Here is a 17,322-nt window from a genome sequence, read left to right as displayed (position 1 = left end):
GGTCTGACTCGCTGGTTCTTTGTGCTGAAAGGGATTGCACGTTGACGCTCGCGGCATCGCTGTTTCCGATCCTGTGCTGGATCTTCTACACCGTCTTCGCCAGCTGGCTGGAGAAGCGCCGGCCGTCTCTGTCCATCATCATGGGCGCGCAGCGCCATCGCTGGGTGCGCAATGCCGTCCGTCGCGAAACGCCCATGGATGCAATCCTGTCGGGCAATCTCATGGGGGCGGTGTCTTTCTTCGCCTCCACGACGGTGCTGATCATTCTGGCGATGATTGCCGTCTTCGGGCAGGTCAATGCGGTGCTGGACGCGGTGACGGTGATGCAGCCGGCGCTCGATGTCGACAAGGCGGCGGTCGAGCGGCATCTGGTGATCTTTCTGCTGATGTTCGTGATGGCGTTTCTGTCGTTCACGCTTTCGCTGCGCCAGTTCAACCATTTCTGCATCATGCTTGGCGCTGCCGACGATTCCGAGGAAAGCGACCCGGAAGAAATCTACATCATGGCCGCGCTCAACACGATTGCGGCGCGCAACTTCAATCAGGGCATTCGCGCCTACTACTTCTCGATCGGCATGATTGCGTGGTTTGTCTCCGCCTGGGCGGCGATTGCGGTCAGTCTCGTCATCTTCGCCTCCATTCTCTACCGGGAATTCTTCTCCGCCGCACGCGAGCTCGTGGCGGGTCTCAAGGTCGAAGTCATCGAACCGGCTGGGAAAAAGAGCCAAGTGGGCGCGAAGACGGTGGGCGAGAAGACGGGTGCGCAGAAGCCCTGACCGGCTTCTGTTCAAAGCTGGCTATGCCTGTCCGGTTTTCTGTCTGGCAGCATCAGCCCATTGGCTGAGTACTGCGAACGTATCGGCCTCGCGCGTTCGGTCGATGGTCATGCGCACCAGTCCATTGTTCCAGATCTTGCAGGGCAGGTCTTCAAGAAGTCTGCGCGGCAGGATTTCCTTGCCATCCGGCGTGCGGTTTTGAAAGCTCACGAAATTCGCGTTGGCCGGATAGACCTTCAGCCCCCGTATCGTTTCAAGCAGATTTTTGAGTCTGACTGCCGCCTGATGGACAAGCCGGCCCTCCTGGATAGCGAGTGCGTACCAGTTCTCCTCAAACAGGGTCCCGAGCGCCGTGATCTGCGCAAAATCCAGCATGTAGCGTGGCTGGTTTCTCGAAATCCTCTGCAAAAGCACTGCCGGAGCAATGATTGCTCCAAGTCGCATGCCAGCCACCCCAAACGCTTTTGAAAACGACAGGAGATTGATGAAGCCGTATGCCAGATAGGATCTGAAGAGCGCCGGGCTGAAGTCGGGCCGGAAAAACGCATACGTACTGTCGATGGCGATGTGGCGTCTGGTCGATACGGGGATGGCATGCAGATCCTCTGCGCACAGCCAGTCGCCTGTCGGATTGTTCGGGTTGCAGACCAGAAGGTGGCTGTTGGCGTCGGGAACAAAGTTCATGAGGGACGCCGGGTCGTAATGCTCGACGGCCAATCCGCTCGCCTGCATGATCGTCCCGTATGCAAAATAGCCGGGGGAGGGCAGCGCCACGCTTGCAGCTTCGGTCGCTGCAAAGCGTGCCAGCAAATCCAGTGCCTCCGTGCAGCCATTGGTTGGAAGCACATTTTCTGGAGCCATGCCGAACCTTGCGCCGATGCATTGCCGCGCGGCCATGGCGGAATTCGCGGGATAGCGCCGCCAGTCCAGGTTGCGCAGGCGTGACGCCACCGCCTCCTTGAATGCATCGGGGAAGGACCAGTCTGACAGGGTCATGTCGATGCCCCCGGGTGGTTCTTCATAGATCTTGGTTGTCACGTCTCGTCTCCTTCTCAACGGTCGGGCAGGGTGCGCGGCGCCAGTAAGCCATTGCTGGCTTGAAGTTGAAGCAGGCAGGCAAACAGAAGGCGTCCGAAGAGGAGGGTGAGCCAGGTGGCTTCAAGTGTCAGGCGACCTGTGAACCACAGCCCTCCGACAATGGGCAGCACAAAGCCCCAGAGCGAGCCGGCAAGCGCCAGTAGAACCTGAAACGGCGACATCGTGACCTTCATCACTGCGGCCCTGAATGCCGCACAGGGTTCGATCAGGAACTGTATGGCGATGGCGCACAGGATGAGTGGTCCGCTTGTCGTCCAGAAGCAGCTCGTGCTGAACGGAGACAGGCCCGCATTCCAGGCTGCTATTCCCAGAAGTGTCAGTGAGAGAAGCGCGCAGATCGAAACAATCGCCATGAACATGGAGCGCTCGGTGGCTTCAAGGTTCTCTGTTCTGTCGAGGGAGCGCAGCATTCGCCCTGCGACCACGCCGAAAGACTTGAGCGGCACGATGAAGGTGCGAACAATCGTGAAGCCGATCGACGTGTAGGTGGCGGCGGCGGGGTCGGTTGCACGCAGGGCTGTCAGTACAAGCCAGAATGTCGAGGAGAGAACGATGATATCGCTGCCGGAAGCGAGCGCCTGGCCGGAGATCGCGTAGCCTGCGCGCCATGAGCCTGACGGCTGGAACAGGGTTCTGAGGTGATTGGTGATGCGCAGCGCTATGCAATAGCGCAGGCTGATGTAAAGCTGCGTCGTGAGGCTGATCAACCCCACAAAGCTGAGCAGAAGTGCGGGATTTGCTGGAAGAAACTGAAGGGCGCTTGCTGCCGTCAACTGCAGGAGAATTGCCTGAAAGGTGACGGCGAGCTGAGTGTTTTCCATCTGTGCACGTACCAGATAGCCTCCCATGAGTGCGTTCAGGCCGGTGATGGGAAAACCAATCGCGCAGAAGACAAGATAGGCTGGGAGCAGCGAAAACAGATCGTCCGAGATGAGGAGAATGGTCGTTGATGTCACGCCGAAAAGAAGCAAAAGGCTTCCGCAGAGGAGATAAAAGGCTTCTGCCATTCCCTTGATTCTGAAAGGGCGGGACTGCTTTCTGCGTTGAGAAATCACAACGATCCGAAAGCCGGAGAGTGGGACGGAGAAGGCGGCGCAGAGAAACCACCCCATGCCATGCGCGGCTGCGGCCTGGGTGCTGGTTGTCGCCAGCGCGACCGAGAATATAAGTCCGCTGATGCCGGCTGCAAATATCGCGAATGAAAGTTGGCCGCCTCTCTTGAGAAAATCGCGCGTCGTGCGCTGCAGGAATCGTGTGTTCATTTTTCGCCAGATTGAGGCGGTGGGATTTCCTGCGCCTGCTTTGAGCCGATATCATTGATTTGAGCCAGTGAAAGGCCGAGTTCGTTCTTGAGAAAACGACATATGGTCCAGTAGTCGGATATTTTATCGGTAAACGGTCCAAATCTATTTATGTATTTTGGTAGCCATTCGAGCATCTGATCTACCATTTGTTCTTTTCCTACCTTCTTGCTGTATTCCTCCATGCTGATGGTTTCGTGGTGTATGAAGCGCTTTCCGGGGAGTTTCTTGCAGAGGTTGTCGTAGGACGCGGTCTGCATGATGAACTCATGCCAGATGTCATCAACTTCGGCGTTCAGCGGGATGAAGGATGTGTCTTCATCCGAGGCAATCGTCATGAACTTCAAGAACTCTTCAACCTGTAGAACGAGCACGGCGTCACTGCGTTCGGGAAGGTTTTCTTTCAGGACATCCCACATTTTCGCAGTTACATATTTTTCGGCAAGCATATGACTCTCCTGCGTTGTCGGAGACAGGGCGCTTGAAAGCGCCCTGTCTTTGCACTCATACAAATTGGTATTCTTCTTCCTGATTAACGGCGCAGCATGAGTGTCCGTAGGACAGAAGCTTCAGGAAGTGGCGCTTCAGGATAACTTCGCGGATATTTTCGTAGGTCATTTTCGTCTCCACTAATTTTCACGCGTCTCGTCTGAGGCGCGTATCTATTTAAATATTGTTTTCGTTTGATTTCAACATCTATAAATAAAAAACAATGTAAGTGATATACTATATTTGTTATACTTACTTTGATTTGTAAAAGTTATTTTTAATGATTGCATTGTTATGATGAATGTATTTCAAAGTAATTCTTTGGTGAATTTGAAATTTCTGGCAGGCGAGCAGTGATGTGGTGCGCTTGGCGCCCCGACCGCGTGTTGCGGGGGCGAAGCTATGGCGGCCAGAAGCGCTGCAAGGCGCGATGCACCGCGCCTTGCAGAGAGCCGTCAGGGGGGGGAGGGGCTGGCGCCCCGATATGAAAGTCGGGTTATGTCAGGCTTGCCGAGTGGGGGCCGGAGTGGGGGCCGGAGGGGAGACCGGAGCCGGGGCTGTGGCGAGGCCTTCGATAAGCCCGTTCAGGGCCGCGATCTGCGCATCCGCATCGCTGCCCGCGTCGATGGCAAGGGCTGCCCGATCAAAGGCGGCTGCCAGCAGGCCCGTCAGTGCATCCAGTGGCAGGCTGCGCAGCGCGCCTGCCTCCATGGCTGCGTGGAGCCCTTCACGCAGGGTTCTGTTGCCGTGGCGATCTTCGATTTCATCCATCCGCCTGCGTCCCAGAACGGCCGGGCCGTCAAGCAGGAGGAGGCGTGTTCTTCCAGGGTGGGTCATGGCGTTGAGGTAGGCTGCGCCGCCGTCGATCAGCGCGGCTGTTGCGGAGGTCGTGTCCAGAGCGCCTGTCTCGATTTCACGCGCAACACTTTCGGCTTCCCGTTCCGCTACGGCGGCGAACAGCGCCTGCTTGTCTGCAAAGTGATGATAGAGCGCGCCGCGTGTCACGCCGGCTTCGCGGACGATCTCCGGCGTGCCCGTTTCCGCGTAGGACTTCTCGACGAAGAGGCGGCGGGCCGCCCTGATCAGCCTGTCGCGCGTGTCTTCACTGCGTTCGCGGTTTGAACGGCGGGGTGTGGTCTGTTGCATACATGCAGCCTGTATGTTAATCAATAATACATGCAGTCTGTATGTTTATAGGCGCATCGCCCGCGTCTTGCCAAGACCTCCAGCCTGTCTGCCGGGCGGCAGGAGGCCGGGCAGCGGCGAGGGTCGGGCAAAGGGGCGGTGGCGACGACCTGCAGGGAAAGCGGCTGCATGAGAAACGCGGTGAGGGAGAAGACCGATGAAAGTCACCAGCTACTACCCGGTCATTATGACGGGAAACGTGGCCGAAACGGCTGCATTCTATTGCGATCATTTCGGTTTCCAGCCGGCATTTGAGGCTGACTGGTATGTCCATCTTCAGTCAAAGGAAGATCCGGGCGTAAATCTCGCCATACTGGATGGATCGCACCCGACGGTGCCGGAGGCGGCGCAGGGTAACGTGACGGGCCTGATCCTCAATTTCGAGGTCGAAGATCCCGATGCCGAATATGCGAGGTTAAAGGGGGCAGGGCTGCCGATCCTGCTCGAACTGCGCGACGAGGCATTCGGTCAGCGCCACTTCATCACGGCCGACCCCAATGGTGTCCTGATTGATGTAATCAAGCCGATCCCGCCATCGGCGGAATTCGCGGAGCAGTATGCACAGGATGCATTGCCGCAGTAGCGGGGGGGGGCATATGGGGAGCCGCGATGGTTCTGCACCGGCGGCTCCCATGCCGGCTCAATCAGCCGGCGACGACTTCGACGATCTCGATCTCGAAGACCAGGTCGTGCCCAGCCAGCGGGTGGTTGGCGTCGACGGTGATCTCGGCTTCGGAAACGCCGACAACCGTCAGCGAAATCTGGTTGCCGTCCGGGGTGGTGGCCTGAAGGTTGGAGCCGACCTGCACTTCCATCTCCGGCGGAAGCGCCGTGCGCGGAACCACCTGAACCTGGTTTTCGTCCCGTGCGCCATAGGCTTCTGCGGCAGGAATGGTCAGCGTTCCGCTCTCACCCTGCTTCATGCCCTGAATCTGCCGGTCGAGGCCGGGAATGATCTGGCCGCTGCCGACCTTGAACTCAAGCGGCTCGCGTCCGGCTGATGAATCGAACTGCGTGCCGTCAGCCAGCTTGCCAGTGTAATGAATCCTCACGACATCGCCGCTTTTGACCTGGCTCATGTCTGTCTCTCAATCGCTTTTGTGTGAGAAGATGGTGACGCGGCATAGCGCTCAGCGTCGGTGAACAGGGGGTGCGGCAGCGCCCTTCACCCCTTGCTGACACAGCCTAGTGCGTCAGATACGGCCCTGTAAAGCGATTGTGGCAAAACGGCCGGGGACAGCGCGGCGTCCCCGGCCTTTGCGGCAGTTCTTTCTGGCCCGGCGCTTGGGGAGCTGGTTGATGCGGACCAACCGCCGCGATCTCTGACGGTCTACTTTCCGGTGATGGCCCAGTTCACGCCAAACGGATCGCGGATCTGCCCGTAGCGGTCTCCCCAGAACATGCGCTCAAGCGGCATCACGACTTCCACGCCCGCGCCAACGGCGCGCGACCACCACCCGTCCACATCCTCCACGGCCAGTGTGAGCGTGTATCCGGAGTGCTCACGCAGTGGCTGGCCGTATTCCGGGTAGGCATCGCTCAGCATGATCGAGCCACCATGGATAAGGAGGTGGATGTGCATGGTGCGGCCGCTCTCATCCTCGGGATGGCGATGGATTTCGGTCGCGGCGAAGGCCTGCTCATAAAACGTGGCCGCCTTCGATGCGCCGTCCACCATCAGATAGGGGGCGACACCGCCCTGAACTTTGGGCAGCTCCTGATTTTCATCAACGGTTACGCTGGTTTCAGACATGATGGCTCTCTCCTCATTGGGGACCGGAAAGTCGGCCCATGTCGGAAGGACGAACAGCGTTTCGCCCTTCCGACAGTGAGCGTGTGTATTCTTGAAAAAAAAGTGGGAGAGAGGCTTCAGTCTGCCGAGACCCGTTGGGACAGCCTGTCGAGATGTTCGCGAATATGGCTCGCCTCGGCGGGCGTGCGCGCAAGGGCGATTGCGCGGTTGAAGGCCTCGCGGGCCTCCGCCATGCGTCCGATCTCACTGAGATATGCGCCCCGAACACCATGGAAATAGAAATAGCCCGAAAGGCGGTCGGCAAGCGGGGCAATGAGCTTCAATGCGGCTTCCGGCCCCTTCGTCTTCGACACGGCAACCGACCGGTTCAGCGTGATGACCGGGGAAGGCGTCAGGTGTTCGAGCATCTGATAGAGCAGGTCGATCTCTTCCCAGTCCGTGTCCGCAGCCGTCCCGGCGCGAGAGTGCAGTGCGGCAATCGCCGCCTGAACCTGATAGGCCCCCGGCTGACGGTGGCGCAGCGCCTTGTCGACCAGCGCCAGCCCTTCATCGATGTTCGCCCTCTTCCAGAGTGTGCGGTCCTGATCTTCCAGAAGCACGGCCTTGCCTTCGGGGTCCGTGCGGGCGGGGCTTCGGGCATGTTGAAGCAACATCAGGGCCAGAAGCCCCATGATCTCGGGTTCTGCCGGAAACAGGCGCAACAGCAGGCGGCAAAGCCGGATCGCCTCGTCACAGAGTGAAGCGCGCACGGTCTCATCGCCGCCCGAGGCTGAATAGCCCTCGTTGAAGACGAGATAGATCATGGCCGCCACTGCGCCGAGGCGTGCCGAACGCTCCACCGCATCGGGTGCGGCAAAAGGAATGTTCGCTTCCGCCACCCGACGCTTGGCGCGCGTAATGCGCTGTTCCATGGCGCGTTCATTGACGAGAAAGGCGCTCGCCACCTCCCGCACGCTGAGGCCGGAAACGATGCGCAGCGCCAGAGCCACCTGCTGCGTGGCAGGCAGGTCCGGGTGGCAGCACACGAACATGAGGCGCAGGATGTCGTCGCGATAATGCGCGTCGTCCAGCCGTTCGGCGATATCGGTTTCCGCATCCTCAAGATCGGAAATCCGGTCCTCGGGCGGCAGGGCGGTGTTGCGCCGGTCGCGCCGCACGCTGTCGAGCGCGGCATTGCGTCCGACAAAAATGAGCCAGGCAGCCGGATCGCGCGGCGGTCCCTTGAGCGGCCAGGTCTTCAGGGCGCGCAGGCACGCTTCCTGAAAGGCTTCTTCGGCCCGGTCCAGATCGCGGAAGTAACGCAGCAGCGCGCCCATCGCCTGTGGGCGTGCGCTTGTCAGCGCGTTCTCGATCCAGGCCAGTTCGGTCATAAGGTCAGGGTTTCCTTTCCAGTGAGATTGCCCTTTTCAAAGATCTGCATCGGGCGGATTTCGAAGGTGACGCTCTCGCCTTCCTTCATTCGCTTGGCGAAATCGACAACTTCGTCGAGATTGTCGCAATCGACCACGTAGAAGCCGAGAAGCTGTTCCTTGGTCTCGGCAAAGGGGCCGTCGAGCACGAGCTGTTCGCTGCCGGATGCGCGGATCGTGGTCGCAGCAGATGTGGGCATGAGGCGGATCGCAGGACCCATGCGCCCCTTGTCGACAAGCTCTTTCTGGACCCGGCGACGCTTGGCCAGCACCGCGTCATCCTCTTCCTTGGACCAGGACATGACCACGTCTTCATTGTGGTAGCAGAGAATTGCATAGAGCATTCCGGTTCCTTTCTCGATTGGAAGACGGCGAAGCTTGCCGCAGTCCGACACGAGGCGTCGAGAAAAAACTTCTGCGGATGGCGCAAAGCCATCCACCGGAATATTGTCAAGAAAACTTCCTACCGGCGTTCAATCCTGATAGCTGAAAGCCGCGTCACCAACCGAGAGCCAGCCATGTTCGCCAACACATTCCCTGATCGCGCCTTGATCGCCGAGACCGTGGCCAAGATGCTGATCGAGATCAAGGCGGTGCATTTTCGCGCCGATGAACCCTATACCTTCACTTCAGGGCTGAAGAGCCCCGTCTATATTGACTGCCGGAAACTGATTTCCTACCCGCGCATCCGCTCGGCCATCATGGACTTTGCGGCCTCCGTCGTGCTTCGCGACGCGGGCTTCGAGAAGTTCGATGCCGTTGCCGGCGGCGAGACGGCAGGCATTCCCTTCGCAGCCTGGCTGTCCGACAAGCTCGGCCTGCCCATGCTCTACGTGCGCAAGAAGCCCAAGGGCTTTGGCCGCGATGCGCAGATCGAAGGCGATCTGAATGAGGGCGCACGCCTTCTTCTGGTCGAAGACCTGACCACCGACGGCGGCAGCAAGCTGAAATTCGCCGAAGCCGTCCGCAAGGCCGGCGCCGAGGTAACCGACACCTTCGCCGTTTTCTACTACGGCATCTTCCCCGAAACGCCGAAGCGTCTGGAAGACGCCGGCATGCGCCTGCACTACCTCACCACCTGGTGGGATGTGCTGAAAGTTGCGCGTGCGGAGAAGCTGTTCGACGAGAAGACGCTCGACGAGGTGGAGAAGTTCCTCAACAAGCCGCTCGAATGGTCCGCTGCCAATGGCGGCATCGCCGAGCTTGGTGAAAAGGCCGGCTGATCGAGAGCCTTCCGGCCTCCGGGCCTGTAAAAATAAAAAGCGGCAGTTCGGCTGGTCGGAACTGCCGCTTTCATTTTTCAGAAGCTTCCACCGCCCGGTGCATTTTGGTGACGCAGCACCGGCGGTGGGAGACGATATTCAGAGCGGGATTTCGTCGAGCGCCGCCTTCTGCGCGCTGGTGAGTGGCATGTGCGGCGGCAACGGCGCTTCAAAGCCGCTATCCCCGTGCAGCTTGCCCGTCAGATATTTCACAGCCGGAATGAGCGGCTGCGCCGAAATGGCCGTGCGCGCCGCCGAGGCCGCTTCCAGCGCATCGTCATTGGTCGGTTCCGACCAGAGCTTCGCAACGAGCGGAGCCGTCACGCTGGCGGTGGCCGATATGCAGCCGGCATAGCCTTCCGCCTCGGCCTTTGACAGAGCGGCCTCATTGCTTGGGAAAACGTCGAACCCTTCAATCTTCGCCAGTTTCGAGGCGTAATCGAGATCGCCGGAACTGTCTTTCGCGCCGATGATGCGCTGCGGGAAGGCGGCTTTCAGCCGGGCAGCGAATTCCGGCGAGAAGGTCAGCCCCGTCATCTGCGGGAAATTGTAGAGATAAATGTCGATGGGTGCGTCCGCCGTGGCCGTGACGAGGCGCTCGAACCAGGCAAACAGGCCGTCATCGCTGACACCCTTGTAGTAATAGGGGGGCAGAACGAGCGCTGCGGCAAACCCAAGCGCGTGCGCGCGCCGCGTCAGTGCGATGGTCGTTTTGAGGTCGGGTGTGCCGGTGCCCACCATCAGCCGGGCCTTGTCGAGAGAACCGGCGGCGGCTTCCATGAGCGCAATGCGCTGATCCTGCGAGAATGAATTCGCCTCGCCAGTGGTGCCAAGCACGTTCAGCGCATCGCAGCCATTGTCGAGCGCCCATTCTGCATGGCGCAGGAAACGTTTGATGTCGGGATCGCCGGTTTCGGTCACGGGGGTGGGAACGGCGGCAATGACACCGCTTAAGCGTTTAGAGGTCACGGAAGAACTCCTTTGGATATGCGCTTCGATGTGTAGAGCATTTTGCGCCGGGCAGGAAACAACCGACCATTGGGCCATTGAGCCGGGCCGCCCGGCTGCCGGCAAATGAAAACCCGGCCGGAGGAGGGAACGTCCGGCCGGGCTCTTTTCGCCCGCCCGGTTGCCCCGGGCTCACGGCGGAAAGCTGTGCCTGGTTAGTTAGCGCTCGCGACCGGTGCGACAAGCGGGGTGATGCGTCTGAGCGCTACACGCCGGTTCTCACGCTCGCGCGCCTGCGTGTCGATCTTCAGGTAGCGCTCGCCATAGCCCTGCGTGACCAGGTTTTCCGGCGGAATGCCGAACACATCGGTCAGTGCGCGGGCGACGGATTCCGCGCGACGGTCCGAAAGCGCCAGATTGGCGAGATCGGAGCCCACCGCATCCGTATGTCCCTCGATAAGGAAGGTTTCGGCCGGATTCCTCTCCAGCATGCGGTCGATGGCCGTGGCGATTGCCTCGAGCTCGTCGATCTCGCTTTCCTGAATTTCAGCCGAGCCGAACCCGAACTCGACCGTGTCGAGGTCGATGCGGCGCACCATGTCGCGCACCCGGGCCGAGCGCTTCACTTCCTCGAGCGAATACATGCGGCGCACCGGCTCCACCGGCGGCTTCTCAAGGAAGGTGTAATAGCGGTCGGGGTTCTCCACGCGCTCTGCCTCAAGAATGTAATCGCTCACCGGGATCGTGAGTCGCAGTGGCGGCAGGTCACGTGCCGGATCGCGCCAGCGATCGACCGTGTCCAGACGCTCATCCGGCACGAAGACCAGCACCTGCTCGCGCCCGTCCGGCGCAACACGCACGCGTCGGATCACATCGCCATAGCGGTTGCGCACGGTGATCAGGCGAACGCCATTGGGGCGTGTCACCACCTCGCGCACGCGGCCGCGCTGTAACTCCTCGTAATAGACCTCGTCCTCATCAAGGATCAGGCGGTCGCTGTCCGGGCTTTCAACGAAGATCTGGTTGTTGATCTCCACGATGGTGCGGTTGTCGTTGAACTCCTGCACGATTTCCGCATCCTCGCGCTGCTGACGCAGCTCCCGGCGGCGTTCGCGGCGCTCTTCGCGCGTCGTACCCATCTCGATCCGCTCGCCCTGTTCTTCAAGAATATTGCGGATTTCGGTACGCAGCGCCTCCGGATCCAGTGCTTCGGCCTGCGCCTCCGCATCGCTTTCAGGCGGCGGTGCGGCAGCTTCGGCTTCAGGAGCTGTCGTTCGGGTTTCAGCCGGAGCGTCCGCATTGCCTTCCGGCGGCACCTCGTCCTGCACTTCAGGCTCTTTCTGGCTGTCTAGAACAGGTGCGGCGTTTTCCGGCAGCACGTCCTCTTCAGCCGCCTCCACATCGGTCCCGGCTTCCGCCTCTACCTCTGCGCTGTCTGCTTTGGGTTCCTCGTTTGCCTGGCTTTCATCGGCAGCAGGCTCATCCGGGGCAGGGGCGGCCTCCGGCTGCTCAGTCTCCGTTTCGACCGGCTCTTCGGTGGCCGTTTCGGGGACAGCCGGTTCGGGCTCCGCCGTCTCGACAGCAGGCGCGTCTTCAGCGGGACTCGTCTCGGCCGCCGGCTGTTCTTCTTCGCTTTCCTGAGCTGCGGGTTCTGCCGGCTGCTCCTCAGTGGGTGCCGCAGGCTCTTCTTCCTCAGCCTCAACCGGAGCGGGTTCGGTTGTCTCCGCCGCAGGCTCCTCCTCTGTCTCTACCGCTGGTTCTTCGGCTTCGGGGGCAGCCTCCTCCGCTGCGGGGTTCTCTGGCCGCGCCTCTGGCACGGGCGTTTCTTCAGCAGCCGGTGCAGCCTTCGGCTCGGCCGGGGCCTCGGCTTCCGGTTCGGCAATGGGCGCGGGCGGTGCCTCGTCAGCCTCGGGCGCCGCTTCAGGCGCCTCATCGACAGGGGCTGGTGCTGGGGCTGCCGCAGGCGCTTCCGGGGCGGGCTCTTCTGCCTCGCCAGCCTCTTCGTCAGCGCTTTCTTCCTGCTTGCCGCCGCCGCGCTTCTTCAAAAGGGCGCGCCATGCTTCTTCCGACATGCCCTCGGGCTTTTCCGCCTGCGCCAGCACCATGCCGGCATTGCGCTCCTGTGCGAGCGCCGGCTGGACGGCAAGCGGTGTGGCCGCGATGAGCAGGCCAAGGGCCGTGGTCGTCATGATCCGCTTTCGCGTCGTCATAAAATCTCTCCTGTGTGGGCGTCCCATCGCCGCCTAAACCGCTTCACGGGCAATCGGTTCCCATTTCGGTGCATTTGACACCGCTGCGTGTGAAAGCATGGCGGGGCGATGGCGCAGGCATGGCGAAAATGCGCCCAACAGCTCGCTTGACGCGCGCGAAAAGGCGGTCCAAAGCTCTGCCATGACAACGAATGAATTCTGGAAAACCAAACCGCTTTCCGCGCTCAGCAACAGGGAATGGGAGGCCCTGTGCGATGGCTGCGGCAAGTGCTGCCTCGCCAAGCTTGAGGATGAGGATACCGGCGACATCTACTGGACCAGTGTGGGCTGCCGCCTGTTCGACGGGGCAAGCTGCCGGTGCCATGATTATGAAAACCGCCTCGCGCGCGTGCCCGACTGCGTCCAGCTGACGCCCGAGAATGTCGGAACCATCCCCTGGCTGCCGGCAACCTGTGGCTATCGTCTCGTGGCGGAGGGCAAGGATCTCCTCTGGTGGCACCCGCTTATTTCCGGTGATCCCGAAACGGTGCATGAAGCCGGCATCTCCATGCGCGGGCGCGTGAAGGCCAGCGAAGACGATCTGGCGCAGCCGGAGGATTATTTCTCTTTCATTCTGGATGAGGAACCATAGGCCGCGAACGCGGCTTTCCTTCAGGCGAAAGAGCAAACACGGAGCAATGACCATGTCGGACGATGAAACGCTGAGCCTCGTGCAGTCCTTTCTGGATGCGCTGAACGCCAATGATCACGATGCCGCACTGGCGCTGGTGAGCGAAGACGTTGCGCATGATCCTTTCGACGGTGAACGCGAGATCGGGCGCGACAGGCTGCGCTGGCGACTGGGGCTCGAGGCGCGGCATTTCGATGAACGTTTCGCCGACATTGCGCTGATGAGCGCACCGGGCGGCGTGCGGGCTGCGGCCGAGTTCACCGTGCGCGGGACCTATCGCGCAACGGCCGAAGGCCTGCCGGAAGCGACCGGCCAGAATTACACGCTGCCGGGTGGCATGTTCTTCGAGATCGATGGCGGCGAAATCACCCGCATCAGCGAGCAGCGCAACCCGGTGCAGTGGCGCGCCGCATTGTCGCCCAGTCGCTGAATGCCATGTGAACGGCTCATTCCCGGGCCGTTCAGGCACACCCTGACAAAGTGCTTTTCATCACGGGGCGCGGAAGAAGTCCTGACCAACCGAGGAAAGCACCATGTTACACAAGCTCAAGATCGCAACCCTTTCGGCAATGATCGGTCTCGGCACGCTGGCAGCGGCCCCGACCACGGCGCAGGCGGACAATCTCTATTTCGGTTTCGGCATCGGCGGCCCCTCGGGTGGCTATGTCTACGGCCATAACGGACGCGGCCATCGCGCAGAACGCCCCCGCCGCAACCGCGCCTGCACGCCGCGTCAGGCAGTTCGCAAGGCTGAGCGTTTCGGCATGCGCCGGGCGCGCGTGGTGAAGGCCAACCGCAACATCATCCGCGTTGTCGGACGCACCCATTGGGGCCGCCAGCACATGGTGTTTGCACGCGCCCCGCGTTGCCCGGTGATCCGTTAGAGCAATTCCAGGAAAAGTGGGAGCCGTTTTTCCGCGCAGAATTGCGTAAAAACAATTGGTTAGGGAGTGTCTCTAGCCAGTCTGTCGACCGGCAAGAAACACCCATTCAAAAAGAGAAAAGCCGCTGGCAGGGCGCCAGCGGCTTTTTTGTGCGTCACATGCTCTGTCTTGAGCGCTCTCCCGACAGGCAGGGGCCTGACGGGAAAGCCAAGTAGGCCTAGTTGTCCAGTTCGAACGTGACGTTGACCTGCACCTGATAGGTGTTTTCGCCTGCTTCCACCGGAACGGATTCGGCCGACGCCTGCATCCGCACGGCCTTGCCGGCATAGGGCATGGGCGGGCGCTGCTGCATCTGCTCGGAGATCTCGACAATGTCGCCGAGCTTCAGGCCGGCGGCCTCTGCAAGCGTCTTCGCCTTGTCCATCGCGTTTGCCACCGCACGCTTGCGCGCTTCGGTAACGGTTTCCGACGGATCGTCATTGGTGAAGTTCAGGCCACCGCCCTGGTTCACGCCGAGCGACACGGAGCGGTCGAGAATTGCGCCGACCTTGTCCAGATCGCGGATGCGCACGGTGAGCGTGTTGCCCACCTCGTAACCGATGATGCGCGGGGCTTTCTCGTCATTCTTGTCGTTGGGGTAGACATAGCGCGGGTTGATCGACAGGCCGCCGGTCTGCAGATCGCGGGCTTCGACGCCGTCTTCCTTCATCGCGTCGATGACGGCGGTCATTGCCTCATTGTTGGCGTCGAGCGCCTCGCGCGCTGTCTCGGCCTCTCGCACGACGGCGATGTTGAGGATCGCCATGTCGGGGCTGACGGCGGCTTCTCCCTCGCCGGTCACGATGATTCGTCCGTCCTTGTCGCTGGCGACTGCCGGGCCGGCTGCCAGCAGCGAAGCGGCCAGCATCGGGGCTGCGAAGGCGGCGGGGAAGATGGATTTGGTCATGGAAATCTCCTTTTGCGATGTCCGCATACGGCAAGTAGACAGCGATTGTGTATCGATTGCGGCAAGATGACTTGTGCAGCGATGAAAAAGCAACTAATCCATCGCCCACCGGGCCTGTAGCTCAATTGGTTAGAGCCGGCGGCTCATAACCGCTTGGTTGGGGGTTCGAGTCCCTCCGGGCCCACCATTCCGCACTTTATTAAACTAAAATCCGCTAACACCTTGAATGGAAAGGTGGTTTCTGCGGTTCGATAACCGTTTTCTCGGCTATATCGTAGCGGCTCCGCAAAAGCTAATTTCAGCACTGTTCTTTTCAGCGCAAACTCGCCTTTTTCGTATATAGTCCAAGGGCTTGCGAGAAAAGTCAGGGCGTGTTCGATAAATTCGTTTAGGTGTCCCTTCGACGGGATGCAGTTTTCGGCCTGTTCAGTCAGTCGGATTTTCTGACGCTCCAGCTTTTCGATTCGTGTTTCATACGCTCTGATCATCGTTTTATTCGATGTATCGACAATCCGCTCAAGCAGGGTTTCGATTTCACGCTCCGTGTCGATAATTTGAGTTCTAAGCGTCTCTCGTCCGCGTTCGGCTTCAGCCAGGAGTATTTTGCGGCCATCCTCAAACATCGTTCTAGCGAGCTTAAACAGCCTTCGTGTGGGTTGTAGCTTGCGGAGAATATCTTCTGCACCTTCCTCGATCTTGGCGCGGGGAATGGATTTGCGTTTTGATGGGCAATCCGGCGTATCACACAGGTAATATGCGTAATGCTTCTTTCGCCCCTTACTCCAGCAGGATGTCATTGGTTCCCCGCAATCATCGCACAGTACGAAACCGCGTAGAGGGAAATCCATGTTGATGTCTTTGCGCGCAGGAGCAACAGCGGTACTTTTCAGTCGTGCCTGAATTCGCTCATAGGTCTGGAAGCTAATAAGGGGCTCATGATGCCCTTTGCGCAGCGTGATCCCCCAATTCGGCGATTCCACATAACCTGCGTAAGTTGCCCTTTGAAGCATCTCAGTGATTTTCGTTATCCGAACGATGCCGGTGACTGCGCTTTTCGGAAAGTCGGGTTTAGATTCAAGATAACGCTTGATTTCGGTCTGAGAACTAAAGCGTCCGCTCTGACGTTGCCCCCAAGTTTTATCCAGTTTGACGGAGACTCTGGCGGTGGGTTTGGCCGATATGGCCGGGGCTATTGACGGGGTCTGACGCGGAGCTCGCGAGCGAGCGGAGCGGCAGATCCCGTTTCGGGTTCAAGGTGTCGGCATACTCGGTCGGGGTCAGCCAACCGAGCCGGGAGTGTGGGCGGTTGAGGTTGTAGTCGTTCCTCCAGGCCTGAAGAGTTGCTCGGGCGTGCGAGAGCGACGGGAACAGCGTTTCGTTCAGCAGTTCGTCCCTCAGCCGGCCATTGAAGCTCTCGATGAAGCCGTTTTGCATGGGCTTTCCCGGCGCAATGTAGTGCCAGTCGATCTGCATTCGATCAGCGAAGCCCAGGATGGCGTTCGAGGTGAACTCGGTCCCGTTATCGCTGACCGCCATCTTCGGCTTGCCGCGCCGTGCCAGGAGCGCTTCCAGTTCGCGGGCTACGCGAAGACCCGAGAGCGATGTGTCGGCGACCAAGGCCAGACACTCGCGGGTGCAGTCATCCACGATTGTCAGGACCCGGAAGCGCCGGCTGTCGGTCAACTGGTCCGAGACGAAGTCGAGCGACCATCTCTCGTTCGGGGCCATGGGGATCAGCATCGGCCGCCTTGTGCCCATTGCCCGTTTCCGGCCACCTCGTCGACGTACCGACAGCCTCTCTTCCCGGTAGATGCGGAACAGGCGCTTATGATTGACCACATGCCCTTCGCGGCGCAGCAGGACGTGTAGCCGTCGATAGCCGAACCGTCGCCGCTCATGGGCAATCGCCTTCATCCGCTCGCGCAGAACCACGTCTTCGGTTCTCCTGGTCTGATAGCGCATCGTCATGCGGCAACAGCCAAGGATCTTGCACGCCCGCCGCTCGCTCATTCCAAACGCGATCTGGAGATGTGCGACGGCCTCTCGCTCGACGGCGGGCGTCACCATTTTTTTGACAGAAGGTCTTTCAGCGCAGCGTTGTCGAGCATGCTGTCGGCAAGGAGCCTCTTCAGCTTGGCGTTCTCGTCTTCAAGCGTCTTCAGCCGCTTCGCCTCGCTGATGTCCATGCCGCCATACTTGGCTTTCCACTTGTAGATGCTGGCGTTGCTGACGCCGTGCTTGCGGCACAAATCCGCAACCGGAACACCGGCCTCGTGCTCCTTCAATATGCCTATGATCTGTTCTTCGGAAAATCGGTTGCGCTTCATCTCTGGTCCTTCGCGTGGGGCCAGAGCCTACTTCAACCTGGATTAATTCACTGGGGCAACGTCA

General features: G+C 60.1%; 19 protein-coding genes and 1 tRNA gene. 7 read left to right on the top strand and 13 right to left on the bottom strand.

The features are described 5' to 3' along the window. The first annotated feature begins 41 nt into the window (after positions 1-41). Positions 42-776, top strand: a complete 735-nt coding sequence (locus ACRTG1_RS07530) for a DUF599 domain-containing protein (protein WP_432516014.1) — start codon at positions 42-44, stop codon at positions 774-776. A gap of 21 nt (positions 777-797) precedes the next feature. Here the strand turns inward: ACRTG1_RS07530 and ACRTG1_RS07525 are convergent, their stop codons facing one another. The 4 genes from ACRTG1_RS07525 to ACRTG1_RS07510 all read right to left on the bottom strand — a co-directional run bounded on the left by ACRTG1_RS07525 (position 798) and on the right by ACRTG1_RS07510 (position 4,810). After that, the gene (locus ACRTG1_RS07525; protein WP_432516199.1) at positions 798-1,772 is read right to left on the bottom strand and encodes an aminotransferase class I/II-fold pyridoxal phosphate-dependent enzyme; all 975 of its coding nucleotides are present in this window, start codon (positions 1,770-1,772) and stop codon (positions 798-800) included. Positions 1,773-1,828: 56 nt separating this feature from the next. Further along, on the bottom strand, positions 1,829-2,881 hold the full coding sequence (locus ACRTG1_RS07520; protein WP_432516013.1) for a hypothetical protein: 1,053 nt from the start codon (positions 2,879-2,881) through the stop codon (positions 1,829-1,831). Positions 2,882-3,132: 251 nt separating this feature from the next. Then, positions 3,133-3,624 (bottom strand): hypothetical protein, encoded by a 492-nt coding sequence (locus ACRTG1_RS07515; RefSeq protein WP_206548185.1) that lies wholly within the window; start codon positions 3,622-3,624, stop codon positions 3,133-3,135. Between the two features lie 541 nt (positions 3,625-4,165). After that, complete coding sequence (locus ACRTG1_RS07510; protein WP_432516012.1) at positions 4,166-4,810, bottom strand: TetR/AcrR family transcriptional regulator; 645 nt, start codon at positions 4,808-4,810, stop codon at positions 4,166-4,168. A gap of 196 nt (positions 4,811-5,006) precedes the next feature. Here ACRTG1_RS07510 and ACRTG1_RS07505 point away from each other — a divergent pair, with 196 nt between their 5' ends. After that, positions 5,007-5,432 (top strand): VOC family protein, encoded by a 426-nt coding sequence (locus tag ACRTG1_RS07505; protein ID WP_113155725.1) that lies wholly within the window; start codon positions 5,007-5,009, stop codon positions 5,430-5,432. A gap of 61 nt (positions 5,433-5,493) precedes the next feature. On the opposite strand, the gene ACRTG1_RS07500 is transcribed toward ACRTG1_RS07505, so the two are convergent. The 4 genes from ACRTG1_RS07500 to ACRTG1_RS07485 form a co-directional block, all read right to left on the bottom strand. After that, a complete protein-coding gene (locus ACRTG1_RS07500) occupies positions 5,494-5,928 on the bottom strand; it encodes an FKBP-type peptidyl-prolyl cis-trans isomerase (protein ID WP_113155724.1) in 435 nt (144 codons plus the stop codon). Between the two features lie 251 nt (positions 5,929-6,179). Further along, positions 6,180-6,602: a VOC family protein gene (locus tag ACRTG1_RS07495; RefSeq protein ID WP_206543954.1), complete on the bottom strand. Its 423-nt coding sequence runs from the start codon at positions 6,600-6,602 to the stop codon at positions 6,180-6,182. Positions 6,603-6,718: 116 nt separating this feature from the next. Continuing rightward, positions 6,719-7,972, bottom strand: coding sequence for an RNA polymerase sigma factor (locus tag ACRTG1_RS07490; protein ID WP_432516011.1), 1,254 nt, complete (start codon positions 7,970-7,972; stop codon positions 6,719-6,721). Beyond that, positions 7,969-8,355: a YciI family protein gene (locus ACRTG1_RS07485; RefSeq protein ID WP_113155721.1), complete on the bottom strand. Its 387-nt coding sequence runs from the start codon at positions 8,353-8,355 to the stop codon at positions 7,969-7,971. The genes ACRTG1_RS07490 and ACRTG1_RS07485 overlap by 4 nt, the downstream gene beginning before the upstream one ends. Positions 8,356-8,529: 174 nt before the next feature. Here ACRTG1_RS07485 and ACRTG1_RS07480 point away from each other — a divergent pair, with 174 nt between their 5' ends. Further along, positions 8,530-9,234 carry an orotate phosphoribosyltransferase gene (locus ACRTG1_RS07480; protein WP_113155720.1) on the top strand — a complete coding sequence of 235 codons (705 nt, stop codon included), beginning with the start codon at positions 8,530-8,532 and terminating at the stop codon, positions 9,232-9,234. 138 nt (positions 9,235-9,372) lie between these two features. Here the strand turns inward: ACRTG1_RS07480 and ACRTG1_RS07475 are convergent, their stop codons facing one another. After that, the gene (locus ACRTG1_RS07475) at positions 9,373-10,242 is read right to left on the bottom strand and encodes a dihydrodipicolinate synthase family protein (RefSeq protein WP_113155719.1); all 870 of its coding nucleotides are present in this window, start codon (positions 10,240-10,242) and stop codon (positions 9,373-9,375) included. A 194-nt stretch (positions 10,243-10,436) separates the two neighbouring features. Then, positions 10,437-12,431 carry an OmpA family protein gene (locus ACRTG1_RS07470; protein ID WP_432516010.1) on the bottom strand — a complete coding sequence of 665 codons (1,995 nt, stop codon included), beginning with the start codon at positions 12,429-12,431 and terminating at the stop codon, positions 10,437-10,439. A 181-nt stretch (positions 12,432-12,612) separates the two neighbouring features. Between ACRTG1_RS07470 and ACRTG1_RS07465 the strand changes: the two genes are divergently transcribed. The 3 genes from ACRTG1_RS07465 (at position 12,613) to ACRTG1_RS07455 (ending at position 13,985) form a co-directional block, all read left to right on the top strand. Then, the gene (locus tag ACRTG1_RS07465) at positions 12,613-13,062 is read left to right on the top strand and encodes a YcgN family cysteine cluster protein (RefSeq protein WP_113156378.1); all 450 of its coding nucleotides are present in this window, start codon (positions 12,613-12,615) and stop codon (positions 13,060-13,062) included. 52 nt (positions 13,063-13,114) lie between these two features. Beyond that, positions 13,115-13,531: a nuclear transport factor 2 family protein gene (locus ACRTG1_RS07460; protein ID WP_113156377.1), complete on the top strand. Its 417-nt coding sequence runs from the start codon at positions 13,115-13,117 to the stop codon at positions 13,529-13,531. A 103-nt stretch (positions 13,532-13,634) separates the two neighbouring features. Beyond that, positions 13,635-13,985, top strand: coding sequence for a hypothetical protein (locus tag ACRTG1_RS07455; RefSeq protein WP_297560316.1), 351 nt, complete (start codon positions 13,635-13,637; stop codon positions 13,983-13,985). A 217-nt stretch (positions 13,986-14,202) separates the two neighbouring features. Here ACRTG1_RS07455 and ACRTG1_RS07450 read toward each other — a convergent pair whose 3' ends face one another. Further along, positions 14,203-14,931: an SIMPL domain-containing protein gene (locus tag ACRTG1_RS07450; protein ID WP_113155716.1), complete on the bottom strand. Its 729-nt coding sequence runs from the start codon at positions 14,929-14,931 to the stop codon at positions 14,203-14,205. A 110-nt stretch (positions 14,932-15,041) separates the two neighbouring features. On the opposite strand from ACRTG1_RS07450, the gene ACRTG1_RS07445 reads away from it, so the two are divergent. Beyond that, positions 15,042-15,118 (top strand) — tRNA-Ile (locus ACRTG1_RS07445). Here the strand turns inward: ACRTG1_RS07445 and ACRTG1_RS07440 are convergent. Together ACRTG1_RS07440 and ACRTG1_RS07435 are read right to left on the bottom strand one after the other, a co-directional pair. After that, positions 15,075-15,779 carry a zinc ribbon domain-containing protein gene (locus tag ACRTG1_RS07440; RefSeq protein ID WP_432516198.1) on the bottom strand — a complete coding sequence of 235 codons (705 nt, stop codon included), beginning with the start codon at positions 15,777-15,779 and terminating at the stop codon, positions 15,075-15,077. The genes ACRTG1_RS07445 and ACRTG1_RS07440 overlap by 44 nt on opposite strands. Positions 15,780-16,068: 289 nt before the next feature. Continuing rightward, positions 16,069-17,258 (bottom strand): IS3 family transposase gene (locus tag ACRTG1_RS07435; protein ID WP_432516009.1). Its coding sequence is split into 2 segments (ribosomal slippage): positions 16,069-17,001 and positions 17,004-17,258, totalling 1,188 coding nucleotides; the frame shifts between segments, so codons are not numbered across the junction. Between the last annotated feature and the right edge of the window lie 64 nt (positions 17,259-17,322).

Origin of the sequence: Nitratireductor sp. PBL-C9, assembly GCF_050877045.1 — a bacterium.
In the GTDB taxonomy this organism is placed as follows: Bacteria; Pseudomonadota; Alphaproteobacteria; order Rhizobiales; family Rhizobiaceae; genus Nitratireductor; species Nitratireductor aquimarinus.
The sequence above is the reverse complement of the archived record's forward strand: the minus strand, read 5'-3'. Positions and strand labels throughout refer to the sequence as shown.